This window comes from Dickeya sp. MK7, from assembly GCF_000406305.1.
GTDB classification, from domain to species: domain Bacteria; phylum Pseudomonadota; class Gammaproteobacteria; order Enterobacterales; family Enterobacteriaceae; genus Dickeya; species Dickeya fangzhongdai.
In genome coordinates this window covers 430,537-449,186 of record NZ_CM001984.1, presented here as the reverse complement: position 1 = coordinate 449,186, position 18,650 = coordinate 430,537, and the positions used below count along the sequence as shown (strand labels likewise).

19 protein-coding genes are annotated in these 18,650 nt (G+C 57.1%); 9 read left to right on the top strand and 10 right to left on the bottom strand.

Annotation, left to right across the window (positions count from 1 at the left end; translation table 11 throughout):
* The first annotated feature begins 54 nt into the window (after positions 1 to 54).
* The 3 genes from pepA (at position 55) to DXXMK7_RS02115 (ending at position 5,014) form a co-directional block, all read left to right on the top strand.
* Positions 55 to 1,563: a leucyl aminopeptidase gene (gene pepA, locus DXXMK7_RS02125; RefSeq protein WP_013316104.1), complete on the top strand. Its 1,509-nt coding sequence runs from the start codon at positions 55 to 57 to the stop codon at positions 1,561 to 1,563.
* 114 nt (positions 1,564 to 1,677) lie between these two features.
* Positions 1,678 to 2,145 (top strand): DNA polymerase III subunit chi, encoded by a 468-nt coding sequence (locus tag DXXMK7_RS02120; RefSeq protein ID WP_038917648.1) that lies wholly within the window; start codon positions 1,678 to 1,680, stop codon positions 2,143 to 2,145.
* A 13-nt stretch (positions 2,146 to 2,158) separates the two neighbouring features.
* Positions 2,159 to 5,014 (top strand): valine--tRNA ligase, encoded by a 2,856-nt coding sequence (locus tag DXXMK7_RS02115; protein ID WP_038917647.1) that lies wholly within the window; start codon positions 2,159 to 2,161, stop codon positions 5,012 to 5,014.
* A gap of 156 nt (positions 5,015 to 5,170) precedes the next feature.
* Here DXXMK7_RS02115 and DXXMK7_RS02110 read toward each other — a convergent pair whose 3' ends face one another.
* From DXXMK7_RS02110 to DXXMK7_RS02095, 4 genes are all read right to left on the bottom strand, one after another.
* A complete protein-coding gene (locus DXXMK7_RS02110; RefSeq protein WP_038662925.1) occupies positions 5,171 to 6,790 on the bottom strand; it encodes a methyl-accepting chemotaxis protein in 1,620 nt (539 codons plus the stop codon).
* 155 nt (positions 6,791 to 6,945) lie between these two features.
* Entirely contained in the window at positions 6,946 to 8,013 is a 1,068-nt protein-coding gene (locus DXXMK7_RS02105) for an alpha/beta fold hydrolase (protein WP_038917645.1), read from the bottom strand.
* A 282-nt stretch (positions 8,014 to 8,295) separates the two neighbouring features.
* A complete protein-coding gene (locus DXXMK7_RS02100) occupies positions 8,296 to 8,778 on the bottom strand; it encodes a GNAT family N-acetyltransferase (RefSeq protein WP_038917644.1) in 483 nt (160 codons plus the stop codon).
* Positions 8,779 to 8,805: 27 nt separating this feature from the next.
* On the bottom strand, positions 8,806 to 9,393 hold the full coding sequence (locus DXXMK7_RS02095; protein ID WP_038917643.1) for a helix-turn-helix domain-containing protein: 588 nt from the start codon (positions 9,391 to 9,393) through the stop codon (positions 8,806 to 8,808).
* Between the two features lie 340 nt (positions 9,394 to 9,733).
* Here DXXMK7_RS02095 and DXXMK7_RS02090 point away from each other — a divergent pair, with 340 nt between their 5' ends.
* Positions 9,734 to 10,237 carry a GNAT family N-acetyltransferase gene (locus DXXMK7_RS02090; RefSeq protein ID WP_038917642.1) on the top strand — a complete coding sequence of 168 codons (504 nt, stop codon included), beginning with the start codon at positions 9,734 to 9,736 and terminating at the stop codon, positions 10,235 to 10,237.
* A 75-nt stretch (positions 10,238 to 10,312) separates the two neighbouring features.
* Here DXXMK7_RS02090 and rraB read toward each other — a convergent pair whose 3' ends face one another.
* Complete coding sequence (rraB, locus tag DXXMK7_RS02085; RefSeq protein ID WP_038917641.1) at positions 10,313 to 10,741, bottom strand: ribonuclease E inhibitor RraB; 429 nt, start codon at positions 10,739 to 10,741, stop codon at positions 10,313 to 10,315.
* A 162-nt stretch (positions 10,742 to 10,903) separates the two neighbouring features.
* Between rraB and argF the strand changes: the two genes are divergently transcribed.
* Positions 10,904 to 11,920 (top strand): ornithine carbamoyltransferase, encoded by a 1,017-nt coding sequence (gene argF / locus DXXMK7_RS02080; RefSeq protein WP_038917640.1) that lies wholly within the window; start codon positions 10,904 to 10,906, stop codon positions 11,918 to 11,920.
* Positions 11,921 to 12,025: 105 nt separating this feature from the next.
* On the opposite strand, the gene DXXMK7_RS02075 is transcribed toward argF, so the two are convergent.
* Positions 12,026 to 13,462, bottom strand: a complete 1,437-nt coding sequence (locus DXXMK7_RS02075; protein WP_038917639.1) for a 6-phospho-beta-glucosidase — start codon at positions 13,460 to 13,462, stop codon at positions 12,026 to 12,028.
* Positions 13,463 to 13,528: 66 nt separating this feature from the next.
* Positions 13,529 to 14,953 (bottom strand): PTS transporter subunit EIIC, encoded by a 1,425-nt coding sequence (locus DXXMK7_RS02070; protein WP_038917638.1) that lies wholly within the window; start codon positions 14,951 to 14,953, stop codon positions 13,529 to 13,531.
* A gap of 71 nt (positions 14,954 to 15,024) precedes the next feature.
* Between DXXMK7_RS02070 and DXXMK7_RS22770 the strand changes: the two genes are divergently transcribed.
* Positions 15,025 to 15,177, top strand: a complete 153-nt coding sequence (locus DXXMK7_RS22770) for a hypothetical protein (RefSeq protein WP_157987366.1) — start codon at positions 15,025 to 15,027, stop codon at positions 15,175 to 15,177.
* Positions 15,178 to 15,185: 8 nt separating this feature from the next.
* On the opposite strand, the gene DXXMK7_RS02065 is transcribed toward DXXMK7_RS22770, so the two are convergent.
* Positions 15,186 to 15,653, bottom strand: a complete 468-nt coding sequence (locus DXXMK7_RS02065) for a YhcH/YjgK/YiaL family protein (protein WP_038917637.1) — start codon at positions 15,651 to 15,653, stop codon at positions 15,186 to 15,188.
* A 410-nt stretch (positions 15,654 to 16,063) separates the two neighbouring features.
* Between DXXMK7_RS02065 and pyrB the strand changes: the two genes are divergently transcribed.
* The 3 genes from pyrB (at position 16,064) to ridA (ending at position 17,980) form a co-directional block, all read left to right on the top strand.
* Positions 16,064 to 16,999, top strand: coding sequence for an aspartate carbamoyltransferase (gene pyrB, locus DXXMK7_RS02060; RefSeq protein WP_038917636.1), 936 nt, complete (start codon positions 16,064 to 16,066; stop codon positions 16,997 to 16,999).
* Between the two features lie 16 nt (positions 17,000 to 17,015).
* Complete coding sequence (pyrI, locus tag DXXMK7_RS02055) at positions 17,016 to 17,480, top strand: aspartate carbamoyltransferase regulatory subunit (RefSeq protein ID WP_038662952.1); 465 nt, start codon at positions 17,016 to 17,018, stop codon at positions 17,478 to 17,480.
* A gap of 113 nt (positions 17,481 to 17,593) precedes the next feature.
* Entirely contained in the window at positions 17,594 to 17,980 is a 387-nt protein-coding gene (gene ridA, locus DXXMK7_RS02050; RefSeq protein WP_033570393.1) for a 2-iminobutanoate/2-iminopropanoate deaminase, read from the top strand.
* 86 nt (positions 17,981 to 18,066) lie between these two features.
* Here ridA and DXXMK7_RS02045 read toward each other — a convergent pair whose 3' ends face one another.
* Both DXXMK7_RS02045 and DXXMK7_RS21510 read right to left on the bottom strand, forming a co-directional pair.
* Positions 18,067 to 18,396 carry a type II toxin-antitoxin system RelE/ParE family toxin gene (locus DXXMK7_RS02045; protein WP_038920775.1) on the bottom strand — a complete coding sequence of 110 codons (330 nt, stop codon included), beginning with the start codon at positions 18,394 to 18,396 and terminating at the stop codon, positions 18,067 to 18,069.
* Positions 18,365 to 18,601: a ParD-like family protein gene (locus DXXMK7_RS21510; RefSeq protein WP_071605140.1), complete on the bottom strand. Its 237-nt coding sequence runs from the start codon at positions 18,599 to 18,601 to the stop codon at positions 18,365 to 18,367. The genes DXXMK7_RS02045 and DXXMK7_RS21510 overlap by 32 nt, the downstream gene beginning before the upstream one ends.
* Between the last annotated feature and the right edge of the window lie 49 nt (positions 18,602 to 18,650).

The window sequence follows — 18,650 nt, the reverse complement described above, 5'->3', positions numbered from 1 at the left end:
TGTCACATTCTAGCCGTAGATCCCGCCGTTGTCTTTAAAGATTCAGGAGAGTACATGGAGTTCAGCGTAAAAAGCGGTAGCCCGGAAAAACAACGCAGTGCCTGCATTGTCGTCGGCGTGTTTGAACCGCGTCGGCTGTCCCCTATCGCAGAACAACTCGATAAAATCAGCGACGGTTACATCAGCGCGCTACTTCGCCGTGGCGAACTGGAGGGCAAGGTCGGGCAATCCCTGCTTTTGCACCATGTACCCAATATCCTTTCCGAACGCATTTTGCTGATTGGCTGCGGCAAAGAGCGCGAGCTTGATGAGCGTCAGTACAAGCAGGTGATCCAGAAAACCATCAACGCCCTCAATGAAACCGGCTCGATGGAAGCAGTCTGCTTTTTGACCGAACTGCATGTAAAAGGCCGCAACACCTACTGGAAAGTGCGTCAGGCGGTCGAAACCGCCAAAGAGACGCTCTATACCTTTGATCAACTGAAGACCAACAAGGTCGAACTGCGTCGCCCGTTGCGCAAGATGGTGTTCAACGTGCCGACCCGCCGCGAGCTGACTTCCGGCGAGCGCGCCATCCAACACGGTCTGGCGATTGCCTCCGGCATCAAGGCGGCCAAGGATTTGGGCAATATGCCGCCCAACATCTGCAACGCCGCCTATCTGGCCTCGCAGGCGCGTCAGCTGGCTGACGGCTACAGTCAGGTCACCACCCGCGTCATCGGCGAACAGCAGATGAAAGAGCTGGGTATGAACGCTTATCTGGCGGTAGGACAGGGCTCGCAGAACGAATCGCTGATGTCGGTGATCGAATACAAGGGCGACCCGGACAACAACAGCAAGCCGATCGTGCTGGTAGGCAAGGGCCTGACCTTTGACGCCGGCGGCATCTCCATTAAACCGGCCGACAGCATGGACGAAATGAAGTACGACATGTGCGGCGCGGCTTCGGTTTATGGCGTGATGCGCGTGGCGGCGGAGCTGGCGCTGCCGCTCAACATCATCGGCATTCTGGCCGGTTGCGAAAATATGGTCGATGGCCGTTCCTATCGTCCCGGCGACATTCTGACCACCATGTCCGGCCAGACGGTGGAAGTGCTGAACACCGACGCCGAAGGCCGTCTGGTACTGTGCGATACCCTGACCTACGTCGAGCGCTTCGAGCCGGACGTGGTGATTGACGTCGCCACCCTGACCGGCGCCTGCGTCATCGCGCTGGGGCACCACCTGACCGGGCTGATGTCGAACCATAATCCGCTGGCGCACGAACTGCTGGGCGCGTCGGAACAAGCGGGCGACCGCGCCTGGCGCCTGCCGCTGGGCGATGAGTACCAGGAACAGCTGGACTCCAACTTCGCCGACATGGCCAATATCGGCGGTCGTCCAGGCGGGGCAATCACCGCCGCCTGTTTCCTGTCGCGCTTTACCCGCAAGTACAGTTGGGCGCATCTGGATATCGCCGGCACCGCCTGGCGTTCCGGCAAAGCTAAAGGCGCGACCGGCCGCCCGGTGGCGCTGCTGTCGCAGTTCCTGCTGAACCGCGCCGGGTTGAATGACGCCGAGTAATCATCGGCAATCGCCACCGCCGGCCGGTGGCGCATTCATCCCCTTCCGGCCTGATCCCCGCGCTTGCGGGGATTTGTTATTCTGTCTGTGACCCTCATCGGTATGCGGAGCACCATGAAAAACGCGACCTTCTATCTTATTGATCACGAAAGCCTTATTGATCACGACCGCCCCGGCGGCGAACTGAACGCCTGCGAGGCGCTGGCCTGCTCCCTGGCGGCGGCGCGCTGGCGTGCCGGCCAGCGCGTGCTGATCGCCTGCGAGGACGAGCAGCAGGCATTAAGGCTGGACGAGGCGTTGTGGCAACGCGAACCTCACGCGTTCGTGCCGCATAATCTGGCGGGAGAAGGGCCGCGACAGGGCGCGCCGGTGGAACTGGCATGGCCGCAGAAGCGCGGCAACGCGCCGCGCGACGTGCTGATCAGCCTGCAGCCGCAGTTCGCAGATTTTGCCACCGCTTTCCATGAAGTGATAGACTTCGTCCCTTACGAAGAATCTCTGAAACAGTTGGCGCGCGACCGCTACAAGGCCTATCGCAGCGTCGGCTTCCAATTGACCACGGCGACGCCGCCAACTCACTGACTTTTTGAGCATAATGGAAAAGACATACAACCCGCACGACATTGAGCAGCCGCTGTACGAGCACTGGGAAAAACAGGGCTACTTCAAGCCCAACGGCGACACCAGCCAGGAAAGCTTCAGCATCATGATCCCGCCGCCCAACGTCACCGGCAGCCTGCACATGGGTCATGCTTTCCAGCAAACCATTATGGATACGATGATCCGCTACCAGCGCATGCAGGGTAAAAACACCCTGTGGCAGGCCGGGACCGACCACGCCGGTATCGCCACCCAGATGGTAGTGGAGCGCAAGATCGCCGCCGAAGAGGGCAAAACCCGCCACGATTACGGCCGTGAAGCGTTCATCGATAAAATCTGGCAGTGGAAGGCGGAATCCGGCGGCACCATTACCCGTCAGATGCGCCGTCTGGGCAACTCGGTAGACTGGGATCGCGAGCGCTTCACCATGGACGACGGCTTGTCCAACGCGGTGAAGGAAGTGTTCGTCCGTCTGTATAAAGAAGACCTGATCTACCGCGGCAAACGCCTGGTGAACTGGGACCCGAAACTGCGCACCGCCATTTCCGATCTGGAAGTGGAAAACCGCGACGTCAAAGGCTCGATGTGGCACCTGCGCTACCCGCTGGCGGACGGCGCCAAAACCGCTGACGGCAACGACTATCTGGTGGTCGCTACCACCCGTCCGGAAACCGTGCTGGGCGATACCGGCGTGGCGGTCAACCCGGAAGATCCGCGCTACAAGGATCTGATCGGCAAATTCCTGATCCTGCCGCTGGTCGGCCGCCGCATTCCGATCGTCGGCGACGAACACGCCGATATGGAAAAAGGCACCGGCTGCGTGAAAATCACCCCGGCGCACGATTTCAACGACTACGAAGTCGGTAAGCGTCATCAGTTGCCGATGATCAACATCCTGACCTTTGACGGCGATATCCGTCAGGAAGCGGAAGTCTTCAGCACCAACGGTGAAGCCAGCAGCGCCTACAGCAGCGAAATTCCGGACGCTTTCCGCGGGCTGGAACGTTTTGCCGCCCGTAAAGCAGTCGTGGCCGCCTTTGACGAACTGGGCCTGCTGGAAGAAATCAAAGCGCACGACCTGACGGTGCCGTACGGCGACCGCGGCGGCGTGGTTATCGAACCGATGCTGACCGACCAGTGGTACGTGCGCGCCGGCGTGCTGGCTAAGCCGGCCGTCGAAGCGGTGGAAGACGGCCGTATCCAGTTCGTGCCGAAACAGTACGAAAACATGTACTTCAGTTGGATGCGCGATATTCAGGACTGGTGTATCTCCCGCCAGCTGTGGTGGGGTCACCGTATCCCGGCGTGGTACGACGACAACGGCAAGGTGTATGTCGGCCGCGATGAAGCCGAAGTGCGCCGCGACAACAACCTGAGCGCCGATGTAGCGCTGCGTCAGGACGAAGACGTGCTGGACACCTGGTTCTCCTCCGGGCTGTGGACCTTCTCCACCCTGGGCTGGCCGGAGCAGACGCCGGAGTTGAAAGCCTTCCATCCGAGCAGCGTGATGGTCAGCGGCTTCGACATCATTTTCTTCTGGATTGCCCGCATGATCATGCTGACCATGCACTTCATCAAGGATGAAGACGGCAAGCCGCAGGTGCCGTTCCACACCGTGTACATGACCGGCCTGATCCGCGACGAGGAAGGCCAGAAGATGTCCAAATCCAAGGGCAACGTGATTGACCCGCTGGATATGGTGGACGGTATTTCGCTGGAAGCGTTGCTGGAAAAACGCACCGGCAACATGATGCAGCCGCAGTTGGCGGAAAAAATCCGCAAGCGCACCGAAAAACAGTTCCCGAACGGTATCGAGCCGCACGGCACCGATGCGCTGCGCTTTACGCTGGCGGCACTGGCTTCCACCGGCCGCGACATCAACTGGGACATGAAACGTCTGGAAGGTTACCGCAACTTCTGCAACAAGCTGTGGAACGCCAGCCGCTTCGTACTGATGAATACCGAAGAACAAGATTGCGGTTTCAATGGTGGGGAGAAAGTACTGTCGCTGGCAGACCGCTGGATTCTGGCGGAATTCAACCGCACGGTGAAAACCTACCGCGAAGCGCTGGACGGCTACCGTTTCGACTTGGCCGCCAACGTGCTGTACGAGTTCACCTGGAACCAGTTCTGCGACTGGTATCTGGAACTGACCAAACCGGTGATGACCGGCGGCAGCGAAGCCGAACTGCGCGGCACCCGCCATACGCTGGTCACCGTGCTGGAAGCGCTGCTGCGTCTGGCGCACCCGATCATCCCGTTCATTACCGAAACCATCTGGCAACGGGTGAAAGTGCTGAAAGGCGTGACTGCCGACACCATTATGCTGCAGCCGTTCCCGGCCTTTGACGCTGCGCTGGACGACGAGCAGGCGTTCAACGATCTGGAGTGGATCAAACAGGCGATCGTCGCGGTGCGCAACATCCGTGCCGAAATGAACATCGCGCCCAGCAAGCCGCTGACGCTGCTGCTGCGTGATGCCTCCGCCGATGCCGCCCGCCGCGTACAGGACAACCTCGGCTTTATTCAGACGCTGGCGCGTCTGGAGAGCATCACGCTGCTGCCGGCTGGCGACAAGGGCCCGGTATCCGTTACCAAACTGGTGGATGGCGCCGAGTTGCTGATCCCGATGGCGGGTCTGATCGACAAAGTGGCCGAGCTGGAGCGCCTGGCAAAAGAAGTGGCGAAGCTCGAACTGGAAATCAGCCGCATCGACAGCAAGCTGTCCAACGAGGGTTTTGTCGCGCGCGCGCCGGAAGCGGTTGTCGCCAAAGAGCGCGAAAAACGCGACGGTTACGCGGTCGCCAAAGCCAAGCTGCTGGAACAACAGGCCACCATCGCCGCGCTGTAATCAGGTCATTGGCCGGCGCAGATAAACGCGGCGTCGGTCTTGATTGATTCAATAATCAGCCTCTCCCCAGTGGGGTTTAACGCTGACAGTAAAAAGCCCCGCTTTTCATCGCGGGGCTTTTTCATTGATGTGATTCGACTTTATATCCAGCGTGGGTTACTGCGCGCCGACCAACGCCACGCGCGGCTGCGCATTGAGGCTGCCGCCCAGCACCGGCTGCGTCTCATTGTCGAGACGGAAGCTGGCGATCGACTGTTGCAGATGCGTCACCTGCGCCTGCAGCGAACTGGCGGCGGTCGCCACTTCCGCCACCAGGCTGGCGTTCTGCTGGGTCACCCCGTCCATCTGGCTGATGGCGATATTGATCTGCGAAATGCCCCGACTCTGCTCGCCGGAAGACAGCATGATTTCGCCCATAATATCCACCACCTTGCGGACATCCGACAGGATCTCATCCATCGTCTTGCCGGCCACTTCCACCAGCCCGGCGCCTTTTTCGATACGGCTCAGCGAGTTATCGATCATGTTGCCGATCTCTTTGGCGGCCGTGGCGCTGCGCTGCGCCAGCGTGCGCACTTCGGACGCCACCACCGCGAACCCTTTGCCCTGCTCGCCCGCCCGCGCCGCTTCCACCGCCGCGTTCAGCGCCAGCAGGTTGGTCTGGAAAGCGATGCCGTCGATGACGCCCACGATGTCGGAAATGCGGGACGAACTCTGCTGGATAGAACGCATGGTATCCACCACTTCCGTCACCACATCGCCGCCGCGGGATGCGGAATCCGACGCTTTCTTCGCCAGATCGTTGGCCTTGCGGGTGTTGTCTTCGTTATTGCTCACCGTCGCCAGAATCTGCTCCATACTGGCGGCGGTTTCATCCAGCGATGCGGCCTGCTGCTCAGTACGACTGGACAGATCGATGTTGCCGGACGCGATCTCCTCGACGCCGACGCTGATGGCGTCGGTGCCGTTACGCACCGCAAGCACCATATCTTCCAGCCCGTCGCGCATATGCTGTACCGCGCCAAACAGCTGGGCGATTTCATTATTGCCGCGAATCTCAATTTTCGCGCGCAGGTCGCCTTCGGCAATCCGGTCAAACACGGTAATCGCCTGATTGAGCGGTTTTACCACCAGATTGGTCAGAATCGACCAGGCCAACGCCGCCAGCACCAGCGCGCACACAATCACCACGGTCAGAATGACCTGCATACGGCTAACGCGCGCATTAGAATCACTGTACGCTTCATCAATGCTCTGACGTTTGTACTGCACCAGCTTTTTCGCCGCGCCGTCAAAATTGGCGTACAGCGAAGTGGATTTACCCGCCCGCTGGCGATACTCATCCAGATTACCGGCTTCCAACGCGATAAACGCCGGGTTGATGAATTCATTCATCAGGGTGTCGCGTTTGGTCGCCATATCGGAAGAAATGGCCTTTTCCTGTTCGAACTGCGGATACGTCAGATACTCCTGCCACTTCTTGCCGGCGTCATCGATTTTGCCTCTGGCGCGCTTGAGCGCCACCGTGGCGGCATCCTTATCTCCGTTGCTCATCAGCGACTCGTACAACCGTAAATCCAGACGGGCGCGCAATAACAATTCCGAGCTTTCATTCAGCGCCACCAGCCCCGGCAGCACCACGTTATCCACATGCGCAAAAGATTTATTACCCGACTGGACGGCTACCAGCCCCAGGATGCCCACAATCAATGACAGCACCGCCAGAGAGAACACCATAATACTGAGCGTTGTGCGGATCTTTATCTTACGAAACATAATTGTCCCTGTTGTTTGGTAATGAAAACCATGAGCTTCAGCTCACACGTAAACCGCAACAAAAATGAAAAGGAAATATCATGAAAGGAAAAGGCCGGCGTTATTGTATAGACATCATTGTGTAGTAGTCGCCGGCCCAGTGTTTTCAATTTCCGTTATTTATTATGTGGCGGAACCGCCGCCAGGAATTCACCCAGCTTATTTTTGTAAAACTTCGCCGACATCATGGTGGCGTGTCCGCTGGTTTCTTTACTTGCCGGGATCAAAAACAGCTCGGCGCGTTTCACTTTTTTCAGTTCACTTTCCAGTATTCCTGTTTCAACCGGATTACGCTCATCGTCGGCGGAATTGATCACCAGCAGCGGCGCCTTGATGCGGCTTAATTCCGGCGAGGCGTTATAATCCGCCGAGGAATTCCAGATATAAATAAAGTCGTTGGCGTCGCTGGTTACCGGCGCGGCCAGACGCTCGTCCACTAGTTTGTCCGCCTGCGCGCGGGTCGGCGCTTTGCTCTGGTAGGCCAGCGTACCGCCCGTGGTGGCGATGCTGAACATGATGTTGGCGGTCTGCAACGACGGTGGCTGGCTAGTGTAATCGCCGTTTTTCCACGCCGGATCGCGCTTGATGGTCTCAATCAGCATGCGGCGTAGCATCCAGTTGCGGCCCGAGAGTTCGTTCGGCTGCGACGCCATCGGCACCAGCGCATCCATCATGTCCGGGTATTTTTCGCCCCACATCCAGGTATGCATACCGCCCATCGAATATCCCATCACCAGACGCAGATGCTTAATGCCAAGACCTTCGGTCAGCAGGCGATATTGCGCCAGCACCATGTCATCGTAGTTATATTGTGGGAATTTAGTACGCAGGCCGTCGGACGGCTTGGCGGATTTTCCGGAACCGATGCTTTCAGGAATGATGATGAAATATTTGCTGACGTCCAGCGGCTGGCCGGGGCCAAATAATTCACCGCCAAAACCGGCGGCCAATAAGGCGCTGATCGGCTGATTAGTGCCGTGCAGCAATAATACGGCCGGCTTTTTACTGTCGCCCAACGTGTAATAATGAATACGGAGATTGTTGACGGTTTCTCCGGTATGGAATCGGAATTCAGGCGCGGCCCAATTTCCTTCTTGTGGTTGTAGCGTTTGTGCAGTCGAAAAAGGGGATAAAACAAACAGAAAAACCAGACCAGCCAGTCCAGACAACAAGCGATTAACCATAGAACAACTCTTCCGTAATCATAGGCGGGGGACCCTGATGTTAATATTTCCTGTAAAATATCCCAATAATGCTCGCAGACTAATGATTGAAAAAATAATTATATGCCGCCAATTTTAGTTATCGCGGCATATAATTTAGTCCTGAACAATACTCATGAAATAATCCGTGTCCCAATTCTGTTCAGGCATACGCCGCTAACCGCAAAGGACGCCCGCCGTTACCCTCCGGTTGCCGATATTGTCGCCTGTGCGCAGCGGCAAAGAGATGAACCAAGCCGTCATTTACAGTGGCAGATGCAGGAACTGATTGAATTCGCTGGCTGTATACTCAGCGAACGCCTCGCCATTCACGAAACCCTGTTTACGATACAGCGCCAGCGCCGGTTCAAATGCCGGACCGCTGCCGGTTTCCAGACTCAGGCGACGCAAGCCGCGCCGACGCGCTTCGGCCAGAATATGGGCCAGCAGACACGCGGCCACGCCCTGACGCAAACACTGCGGATGGGTGCGCATCGATTTCAGTTCTCCGCTGCCGTCCGGCAGCATTTTCAGCGCGCCGATACCGGCGATCTGCTCGCCGCGCCAGACGCTCCAGAACGTGATGTCCGGCGCCTGTAAACCGGACAAGTCCAGCGCAAATACCTGCTCCGGCGGCGAATTATCGTGCATTCCAGCCAGATGCAGGGCCACCAGCGCTCGCGTGGCCTCGCCGGTCAGGTCATCGTTGCGGATCACCAGCGGATCCCGTGGGGATGTGTTTGTCATTATCATCAGCTCCGTTGCAAAAAAAGATCAGGGGGCGCAGATAGCAATCAGGTAGCGAACCGGACCCGCACCGGGATTATGGAAACCGGACGCGCCATACAGGCGATAGCGCAGGCTGTCCCGCGGGCCAAGCGTGTGCGCCACGCCTTCCAGCGTCATAACCAGTTGGCCATCGAGCACATACAGATGATGTTCCAGGCCCGCCAGCGGCGGCGCGGCGTAATCGATACGCACGCCGGCCGGCAGCTCGCCGTGGATCATTTCGGCGCGAAACCCGGCGGAAGGGGGAGAAATACTGCGCCGGACAAACCCGGTTTCCGGGTCAATCCATACCGGTTGTTGCGCTTCGCTCAGCTTCTGCGGCAACTGAGTTTCCACCTCGGCCAGCAGGCACGATAGGGTACAGCCATACACCGCACACAGGCGGCCCAGCAACGCCGCCGTCGGGCTGGACTCCATACGTTCCAGCCGGGATAAGGTTGCGCGACTGATGCCGCTGTTCTGCGCCAGTTCGTCCAGCGACCAGCCGCGTTCACGTCGCAGCCCCGCCAGCCGCCCGGCCAAGCGACGATCGGTTTCGGAAAGACGATCGGTTTCAGAAATGGAAGGTTCCATCGCGTCTCCTGAAATATCAATTTTGATAAAAAATCTCATAAATGAGAAAACAGATCAAGATATGTTCAGAGTGAAACGCAGTGGGAACGGATTATTCAGCTGTATGTTTAACGCGGGATCCACATCATTGTCGGGCAATTACCGCTGCGCTAATCCGCTGTTGCGCTTTTTGTTACGCGCCTTTATCAATAACAGGGTTTTGAGCCGGCCCATCGGTACGTATAATCGGTGATACGTGTAAACGACGGTACGTATCACCGACGGTACGTACCATCGGGAAACGCCAGCCGATTACCAACGTTTTCGACCTGACAGGATTCTGCCGACAAGAGTGAGCAACATGACAACTTCAGCGTCCACACCACTGCTGACCCGCCCGATTACGGCCGCGGATAACGCGGCGATTGCCAGCGTGATACGCCGGGTTTCCGCTGAATTCGGCCTGACGGCCGACAAGGGATATACCGTGTCCGACCCGGACCTAGACCAGTTGTTCGAACTCTACTGTCGCCCCGCCAGCGCTTACTGGGTGGTGGAATGCAACGGCGAAGTGGTGGGCGGCGGCGGTCTGGCCCCGCTGTCCGGCGGCGAGCCGGATATTTGTGAATTGCAAAAAATGTATTTTCTGCCGCTGGCGCGCGGTCAGGGCATCGCCCGGCAACTGGCGGAACTGGCGCTGACGTTTGGCCGCGAGCAGGGGTTTCGCCGCTGCTATCTGGAAACCACCGCGCACCTGACCAGCGCCATCCACCTGTATGAAAGACTCGGCTTCGAGCATATCCCGCATGCCATGGGCAACACAGGTCATGTGGACTGTGAAGTCAGAATGCTGAAAACGCTGTAAGGGCGCAGGCGCCGTCATTGCGCTGCGTAGAAAACACATCGCCCGGCGGGTGCCGGGCGATAGAGAACACGAGAATCAGTGACGTTTGCCGTCGTCATCCTCATCGTAAAAGTCTTCGTCTTCCCCGAATTCGTCTTCATCCTCGCCGTCCGGGTCTTCGAAATAGGTGCCCCAGCCGTCGTAGTTGACGCCATGACGCTCGGCCAGCGACAGCAGTTGTTCCACCTGCTGATCGATCAGCTCGGCGCTCAACGCCACCTCGCTGATAGCATCGCAGCACATCAGCACCACGCCGTCTTCCATTTCCATTTCTTCGGCGTCGGTAACTTCGTAACCCAGTTTGAACGCATCCACCGCCACTTTTTCCAGATCTTCAAACTTCTCGGCGGAGAAATGGTGTTCGATGGTGTAGAGCGCATCGGGATCGCTGCCGTCCTCCAGCAATTCCTCAATGATCAGACGGGTCTCTTCACGTTGTTCTTCCAGCAGTTCGCGGTTTGCCATGTCTCAGTCCTCATAAAAGCGGCAAAGATAGGGTTATTTTCCCACAGGCTAGCCTCTCTCTCCACCATAAAGTTTGAACGCGGCACTTGAATTTGAATATTTACACATATAAAGTGAATTTTAATTCAACCTTCAGTGTTGAGCCACATGGAGAAGACAACGATGAACCCGTTCTACAAGCGCCATTTTTTACGGCTGATGGATTTCACGCCGGCTGAAATCAGCAGCCTTCTGGCTCTCGCCGCCACGCTCAAAACCAATAAGAAAAACGGCGCCGAAGCCCGCTACCTGCAAGGTAAAAACATCGCACTCATCTTCGAAAAAGATTCGACCCGCACTCGTTGCTCTTTCGAAGTTGCTGCATACGATCAGGGCGCGCAAGTCACCTACCTCGGCCCCAGCGGCAGCCAGATCGGTCATAAAGAATCAATGAAAGACACCGCCCGGGTGCTGGGCCGCATGTACGACGGCATCCAGTACCGCGGTTACGGTCAGGAGTTGGTGGAAACGCTGGCCGAGTTTTCCGGCGTGCCGGTCTGGAACGGCCTGACCAACGAATTTCACCCGACCCAGTTACTGGCGGACCTGCTGACCATGCAGGAGCACCTGCCGGGTAAATCGCTGTCGGGCATGAAGCTGGCCTACGTGGGCGACACCCGCAACAATATGGGCAACAGCATGCTGGAAGCCGCCGCCATCACCGGGCTGGATCTGCGATTAATCGCCCCGAAAGCCTGCTGGCCGGATGCCGGTCTGGTGGCGGAGTGTCAGGCGGCGGCAGCCAAAACCGGCGGTTCGATTACGCTAACAGAAGACGTGGCGGCCGGGGTGAACGGTGTGGACTTCATCTATACCGATGTGTGGGTTTCGATGGGGGAACCGAAAGAAGTGTGGCAGCAGCGTATCGACCTGCTGCGGCCGTATCAGGTTAACGCCGCGATGATCGCTGCTACCGGCAACCCGCAGGTGAAATTCCTCCACTGCCTGCCGGCGTTTCACGACGACCAGACTACGCTCGGCAAACAGATGGCGGAGCAATACGGCCTGCACAACGGTATGGAAGTCACCAACGATGTGTTTGAATCCGCCCACAGCATTGTGTTCGATCAGGCGGAAAACCGCATGCACACCATCAAAGCGGTGATGGTGGCGACACTGAGCCAGAGCGTCGAGATTTAAGTAGCGAGAATATGAGCCAAATCCACAGGTGATTTGGCTCAGCGTATGGGCCGGATAAACCAACGTTATCGGCCCAGTCACAAATCCCGGCGCTTCCGGCCCGGCTTACAGTTCTTCGCCGTTCGAGGTAATCACCCGCTGATACCAGTGGAAGGATTTCTTCGGCGTACGTTTTAACGTCCCGGTGCCGTCGTCATGCTTGTCGACGTGGATGAAACCGTAACGCTTCGCCATTTCACCCGTCGTGAACGACACCAGATCGATGCAGCCCCACGGCGTATAACCCATCAGGTCGACGCCATCTTCCCACACCGCCGCCTTCATGGCTTCAATATGGGAACGCAGATAATCGATACGGTAGTCATCCTGACACACGCCGCTCGCGTCCGGCTTATCGACGGCGCCCAGCCCGTTTTCCACGATAAACAGCGGCACTTCATAACGTTCATACAACGTCACCAGCGCATAGCGCAGCCCGGTCGGATCGATCTGCCAGCCCCAGTCGCTGGCTTTCAGGTGCGGGTTGGCAATCGAATGTTCGGAACTGCCGTCCATGCTGGCGTCAATATCGTTCTGTACATCGTGTTTCACCACGTTCGACATGTAATAGCTAAAGCCGATGTAGTCCGCCTTACCTTCCTGCAGAATCCGCTCGTCCTCCGGCTCCATATGGATGTGGTAGCCCTTGAGCGCCCACTCGCGTTTCGCATAGGCCGGATAGTGGCCGCGCACGTGCACATCGGAGAAGTAGAAACGGTCATGCATCGAACGCGCCGCCAGCATCACGTCTTCCGGATGGCAGGAATACGGGTAGTACGGCACAAACGAGCACATGCAACCCACTTTTATATCCGGGTTGATGTCATGCGCGGTTTTCACCACCAGCGCGCTGGCGACAAACTGATGATGCACCGCCTGATACATCGCTTCTTCCGGTTTTTCCTTCTGCGGGAACTTCACCCCGGAACACATCCAGCCGAAAATCTCGGCCGACACGTTCTTCTGGTTGTTGATCTCGTTGAAGGTCATCCAGTACTTCACTTTGTGCTGATAACGTTCGATCACCGTGGCGGCGAAATGCACGAAGCAGTCCAGCGTCTTGCGGCTCATCCAGCCGTCGTACTGCTGCACCAGATGCAGCGGCATCTCGAAATGACTGAGAGTCAGCACCGGCTCGATACCGTGTTTGAGCAGTTCGTCGATCAGGTCATCGTAAAACTTCAGCCCTGCTTCGCACGGCTCCGTTTCGTCGCCGTTGGGGAAAATACGCGTCCAGGCGATGCTGGTGCGAAAACATTTGAAGCCCATTTCCGCAAACAGCGCGATATCGTCCTTATAACGATGATAAAAGTCGATTGCCTCATGGTTCGGGTAGGACTCGCCGGGCATCACGCCGTCGGTAATGCGCCGCAGTTTGCCGTGCGCGCCGGCGGTCAGCACATCCACCACGCTGACGCCCTTGCCGCCTTCATTCCAGCCGCCTTCCAGCTGATGCGCAGCCACCGCGCCCCCCCATAAGAACCCTGCGGGTAATTGACTCATACTCTCCACCTCCTCTTTAAATGCCGTCATACGCCGACGGCAAGGCACTCAATATTCACAGTCATATCAAACCGATGCGCTGGTCCGGGTCGACGCCGCCTCCGCTGGCGCCGCGGCCGTTTCCTCCACCGGATCGTCAAACCCCACCACCATCACCAACCCGATAGTCAACACGATTGCCACGCCGCAGCCGGCCAGCTCGCCGATAAACGACATCGGTGCGGACGGGCTGATGGCGTTGATCACCGTCAGCACGCCCGGCAATGCGGCATAGGCGTAATACAGCGATCCGAACAGGCTGGCGACGACCGCCCCCACCGCACCGCCGATGCAGCCGCAGATAAAGGGTTTCTTGTAGCGCAGCGTCACCCCGTAAATAGCCGGTTCGGTGATGCCGAAAATCGCCGTTACCCCCGCCGACATCGAGCGCGCTTTCAGTTCACGGTTGCGCGTTTTCAAAAAACAGCCGAAAGCGGCCGCCATCTGAGCGACCACGGCGACGGTCTGGAACGCCTGAAACGAGTCGTAACCGTTCAGATCAAAGTTGGCGACCACTACCGGCGTGATGCCCCAGTGCACGCCGAAGATCACAATGATCTGCCACACGCCGCCAATAATCGCGGCCGCCAGCGCCGGGAAAGCATTGAACAACGCGTTGTAGCCGGCGGCGATCCCGGTGGCGACCCAGGTACTGGCCGGGCCGATCAACAGCAGCGTCAGCGGCACCACAATCACAAAGCAGATCAACGGGGTAAACAGCGCGCTGACGATATCCGGCAATCGCTTTTCCACCCGGCGCTCCACCCACGCCAGCACCCACACCAGAAACAGCGGCGGCAACACCGACGCGGTATACACCGTCTTCGCCAGCGGCAGCCCCAACAGAGTGATCGACTCGCCGGCGGCGATTTTCCCCGCCATCGCCGTCCATTCCGGGTTGATCAGCGCGCAGCAGCACAGCACCGCGATATAGGTATTACAGCGAAAATGACGGGAAGCCGTCAGGGCGATAAACACCGGCAGAAAGGCAAACGGCGTCCAGGACATGAAATTGAGCACACGATAGGTGCCGGTCAGCGTAAAACCGGCGGAGAACTGCTGAATAACGATCAGTATGCCCTGCAGTATCCCTGCCGCCGCCAGAATATACACAATCGGCGCGAACACCGCCGACATGGTGGCGATCACCGTATCCAGTACGCGCCGACGGGGCTCTTCGCCGCGCTTTGCGCCTTCGCCGAGCAACGCCGCCATCTGGCTGTACACTTCCGCCACATGCACGCCGATGACAACCTGAAACTGACCAGCGCTCTCCACCACCGCAATCACGCCGGGCAGGCTCTGAACGCGCGCTTTCGCGTTATCAGGCGTTTGCGCCAGTATCAGGCGTAGCCGGGTGGCGCAGCGGGAAAAATCGACAATATTCGGTTGACCACCCACTTCCTGCAGAATGCTTTGCGCTAATTTCGCGTAATCTCGAATCCCTGACATGGCGCTACCTCACGTTGATATTCGGTAACCACTTCGTTGATCGGCTACAACTGAAACCGGTTTCAGACTGCATGAAAGCCATGATTACTGCAACCGGTTTCATAAAGCCTTACGTCGGTTTTACGGGCGGGATCACATCAGATACGCTGTTAACAGAAGGGATATCAGGAGAAAAAACGAGGCCGGTCAAAATACAAAAGGCGCTGCTGCGCCTTTTGTCATGAATAGCAGATTACAGCACCAGCGAGGCGTCGATCTTCACCACCGCCTTGCGCACGTGGGCCGGGGCGCCGACCGCGCACAACGGTTTGTGCACTTCACCGGGGAAGAACACCACGAAGTCGCCTTTATGCAGCACAAACTGTTTTTCCTGTTCGCCGGCCGGCAGGAACGCGATGTCCTTGTCCGCCAGCCAGTCCACGTCCGGTTTGCCCGCCGGCAGGTTGCTGAAGGTCATGCCTTCGGTGCCGTTCAGCACAATCTGGATATCCAGGTATTTGGCGTGATACTCGGCGCGGCGTTTCTCAAACAGATCCGTGCTGTCGTTCGACACCAGCACAAACACCTTATTGCCGTCGATATCGTGCTTACCCAGCGGAGTATCGGCGTTGATATGCTGCTTCACATACTCAATCGCCTCGCGCAGTTTAATGGGCAGATAGGGAACCAGCTCCAGATGGTCGACATTACCGGTAATCATGATCGCTCCTTAAATAAATAAACTGAAACAACGTTTTGATTCCTTATACTCCTGTCGGCATCGGGCCGCCAGCCAGCGATAGTAAAAAAGTGATCCGAACGATGCGTTTCTTCTTACTGTGAAACAATCAACCGCAACCGATTGCCTATCGCGAAAAGACAGCGTTTTTCTGCTTGAATTCACCTCTTCGGCGCGTATAATTCCGGACAATTTGCCGGGAGGGAACATGTCTGACGCTGCTGTTTTTGTGAGTGCCGAACCGCAACTGCCTGTTGGCGGCATGACAGCGTTTTTCCTTCCGTTGCCTGACAGATTCGTAAAAAAAGCCCCTCGTTGAGGGGCTTTTTTTTGCCTGTCGCCGCCAGTCATACCGTTTGTTTACCGGGCCTAACCGAGGGGAGCATAGCCAAATGGTCAATCCGCTATATAAAAGACACATCATCTCAATCAACGATCTCAGCCGGGACGATCTGGAACTGACGCTCAAGGTGGCGGCCAGCCTGAAAGCCCGTCCGCAGCCGGAACTGCTGAAGCACAAAGTGATTGCCAGCTGTTTCTTTGAAGCCTCCACCCGTACCCGCCTGTCGTTTGAAACCGCCATTCACCGGCTGGGCGCGTCGGTGGTCGGGTTTGCCGACAGCAACAACACCTCGCTCGGCAAGAAAGGCGAAACCCTGGCGGACACCATTTCGGTCATCAGCAACTATGTGGATGCCATCGTGATGCGCCACCCGCAGGAAGGCGCGGCGCGACTGGCGACCGAGTTCTCCGGCGGCGTACCGGTGTTCAACGCCGGCGACGGCGCCAACCAGCACCCGTCCCAGACGCTGCTGGACCTGTTCACCATTCAGGAAACCCAGGGCCGTCTGAACAACATCAATATCGCCATGGTCGGCGACCTGAAGTACGGCCGCACCGTACACTCGCTGACCCAGGCGCTGGCCAAGTTCGACGGCAACCGCTTCTACTTCATCTCCCCGGACGCGCTGGCGATGCCGGATTACATCCTCAATATGCTGAAAGAGAAAGATATCCCCTACAGCCTGCACACCAGCATTGAGGAAGTGGCGCCGCAACTGGACATTCTGTACATGACTCGCGTGCAGAAAGAACGGCTGGACCCATCGGAGTACATCAATATCAAGTCGCAGTTTATCCTGCGCGCCGCCGACCTCGACAGCGCCCGCGACAATCTGAAAGTATTGCACCCGCTGCCGCGCATCGATGAAATCACCACCGACGTGGACAGCACCCCTTACGCCTACTACTTCCAGCAGGCGGGCAATGGTATTTACGCGCGCCAGGCTCTGCTGGCGCTGGTTCTGAACAGCGAACTGGTTCTGTGAGAGAGGAGCATACAGCATGACTCACGACAATAAATTGCAGGTAGAAGCCATCAAACGCGGCACCGTGATCGACCATATTCCGGCGCAGGTGGGCTTCAAGTTACTGACGTTGTTCAAACTGACCGCCACCGACCAGCGCATCACCATCGGCCTGAACCTGCCGTCCAACCATCTGGGCCGCAAGGATCTGATCAAGATCGAAAACATCTTCCTGACCGAAGAACAGGCCAACCAGCTGGCGATGTACGCCCCGCAGGCCACCGTTAACCAGATCGACAATTACGAAGTGGTGCGCAAACTGCACCCGCAACTGCCGTCGCACATCGAAGGCGTACTGACCTGCCCCAACAGCAACTGCATCAGCCGCAGCGAGCCGGTCAACTCCTCCTTCGGCGTGAAACAGCGCGGCGACGACGTGCAACTGAAATGCAAATACTGCGAGAAAGAGTTTGAACGCCAGGCGGTGCTGAACAGCCACTGATACGCGGCTGCCGTCAGGAAAACGCCGCCTATCGGATTGCGGTATTGGCCTGACGGCGGGCTTTTTGGAATAATGCGGAAGTCGCATCATTTCAGACATAATCAGGAGAAAACATGTCACGCATTATCAGTACGGAACAGGCTCCGGCCGCCATCGGCCCTTATGTTCAGGGTGTTGACCTGGGCAGCATGATCATCACCTCCGGCCAGATCCCGGTGGATCCGAAAACCGGTCTGGTGCCGGACGACGTCACCGCACAGGCCCGTCAGTCGCTGGAAAACGTGAAAGCCATCGTGGAAGCGGCCGGTCTGAAAGTGGGCAACATCGTCAAAACCACGGTGTTCGTGAAAGATCTGAACGACTTCGCCACGGTTAACGCTGCATACGAAGCCTTCTTCACCGAGCACAACGCGCCGTTCCCGGCCCGCTCCTGCGTGGAAGTGGCCCGCCTGCCGAAAGATGTGAAAATCGAGATCGAAGCTATCGCGGTTCGGGGTTAAAAACCAACCGGCATCTCTGCAATAACGACAGATTGCGAATAGAGTTATTGTTAAATGACGAACCCCGGTTAGTACCGGGGTTTCATTTACCTGATGAGTTTTAAATCTGACTTTCTCATCCTTTTCTGTTCCTGATAAAAGTTCTCATGAGAACCCAAACTTAACAGGTGGATGATAAGCTGGTTCTGGTTCCAACTGTATCCCAGCAATATTAACTGGTTGTTCAGCTTGAACTTATGAACTCTTAAATAACTCAAGTCGCCTTTCTTGAGCTCACCCAGTTCAGGGTTTTCAACAATCAAATCAATCTCATCTTCAACAACGGTTCTGAACTGCTGCGGCAATTTGTCCAATGCTTTTTCAAACCGGTTGGTCTGATAAACCTCAATCTCTGCTCGGTTTTGTTCTTCGGACATAACGAGAAACCTTACCATTCTCTGCTTCGCTTCGGGCGAGCAAAGTTTCCATAATAAATTCGTATGTCAGATCGGGATTATCCTCAGCAATCCTGCCGATTCTGGCCCAGTGTTCTATCTGCTTGGGCACACTACGGCTGGATGCTTCTGCATACACCTTTACTTCGGTGACAAAATCTTCATCCAATCGAATGCTGATAGCCATACTGTTGATACCTATATGAATTCGTAGTGTTCGTAGTGTTCGTAGTGTT

Coding starts and splice junctions, on each gene's coding strand:
- pepA (WP_013316104.1), top strand. CDS start 55: ATGGAGTTCAGCGTAAAAAGCGGTAGCCCGGAAAAACAACGCAGTGCC.
- DXXMK7_RS02120 (WP_038917648.1), top strand. CDS start 1,678: ATGAAAAACGCGACCTTCTATCTTATTGATCACGAAAGCCTTATTGAT.
- DXXMK7_RS02115 (WP_038917647.1), top strand. CDS start 2,159: ATGGAAAAGACATACAACCCGCACGACATTGAGCAGCCGCTGTACGAG.
- DXXMK7_RS02110 (WP_038662925.1), bottom strand. CDS start 6,790: ATGTTTCGTAAGATAAAGATCCGCACAACGCTCAGTATTATGGTGTTC.
- DXXMK7_RS02105 (WP_038917645.1), bottom strand. CDS start 8,013: ATGGTTAATCGCTTGTTGTCTGGACTGGCTGGTCTGGTTTTTCTGTTT.
- DXXMK7_RS02100 (WP_038917644.1), bottom strand. CDS start 8,778: ATGACAAACACATCCCCACGGGATCCGCTGGTGATCCGCAACGATGAC.
- DXXMK7_RS02095 (WP_038917643.1), bottom strand. CDS start 9,393: ATGGAACCTTCCATTTCTGAAACCGATCGTCTTTCCGAAACCGATCGT.
- DXXMK7_RS02090 (WP_038917642.1), top strand. CDS start 9,734: ATGACAACTTCAGCGTCCACACCACTGCTGACCCGCCCGATTACGGCC.
- rraB (WP_038917641.1), bottom strand. CDS start 10,741: ATGGCAAACCGCGAACTGCTGGAAGAACAACGTGAAGAGACCCGTCTG.
- argF (WP_038917640.1), top strand. CDS start 10,904: ATGAACCCGTTCTACAAGCGCCATTTTTTACGGCTGATGGATTTCACG.
- DXXMK7_RS02075 (WP_038917639.1), bottom strand. CDS start 13,462: ATGAGTCAATTACCCGCAGGGTTCTTATGGGGGGGCGCGGTGGCTGCG.
- DXXMK7_RS02070 (WP_038917638.1), bottom strand. CDS start 14,953: ATGTCAGGGATTCGAGATTACGCGAAATTAGCGCAAAGCATTCTGCAG.
- DXXMK7_RS22770 (WP_157987366.1), top strand. CDS start 15,025: ATGAAAGCCATGATTACTGCAACCGGTTTCATAAAGCCTTACGTCGGT.
- DXXMK7_RS02065 (WP_038917637.1), bottom strand. CDS start 15,653: ATGATTACCGGTAATGTCGACCATCTGGAGCTGGTTCCCTATCTGCCC.
- pyrB (WP_038917636.1), top strand. CDS start 16,064: ATGGTCAATCCGCTATATAAAAGACACATCATCTCAATCAACGATCTC.
- pyrI (WP_038662952.1), top strand. CDS start 17,016: ATGACTCACGACAATAAATTGCAGGTAGAAGCCATCAAACGCGGCACC.
- ridA (WP_033570393.1), top strand. CDS start 17,594: ATGTCACGCATTATCAGTACGGAACAGGCTCCGGCCGCCATCGGCCCT.
- DXXMK7_RS02045 (WP_038920775.1), bottom strand. CDS start 18,396: ATGTCCGAAGAACAAAACCGAGCAGAGATTGAGGTTTATCAGACCAAC.
- DXXMK7_RS21510 (WP_071605140.1), bottom strand. CDS start 18,601: ATGGCTATCAGCATTCGATTGGATGAAGATTTTGTCACCGAAGTAAAG.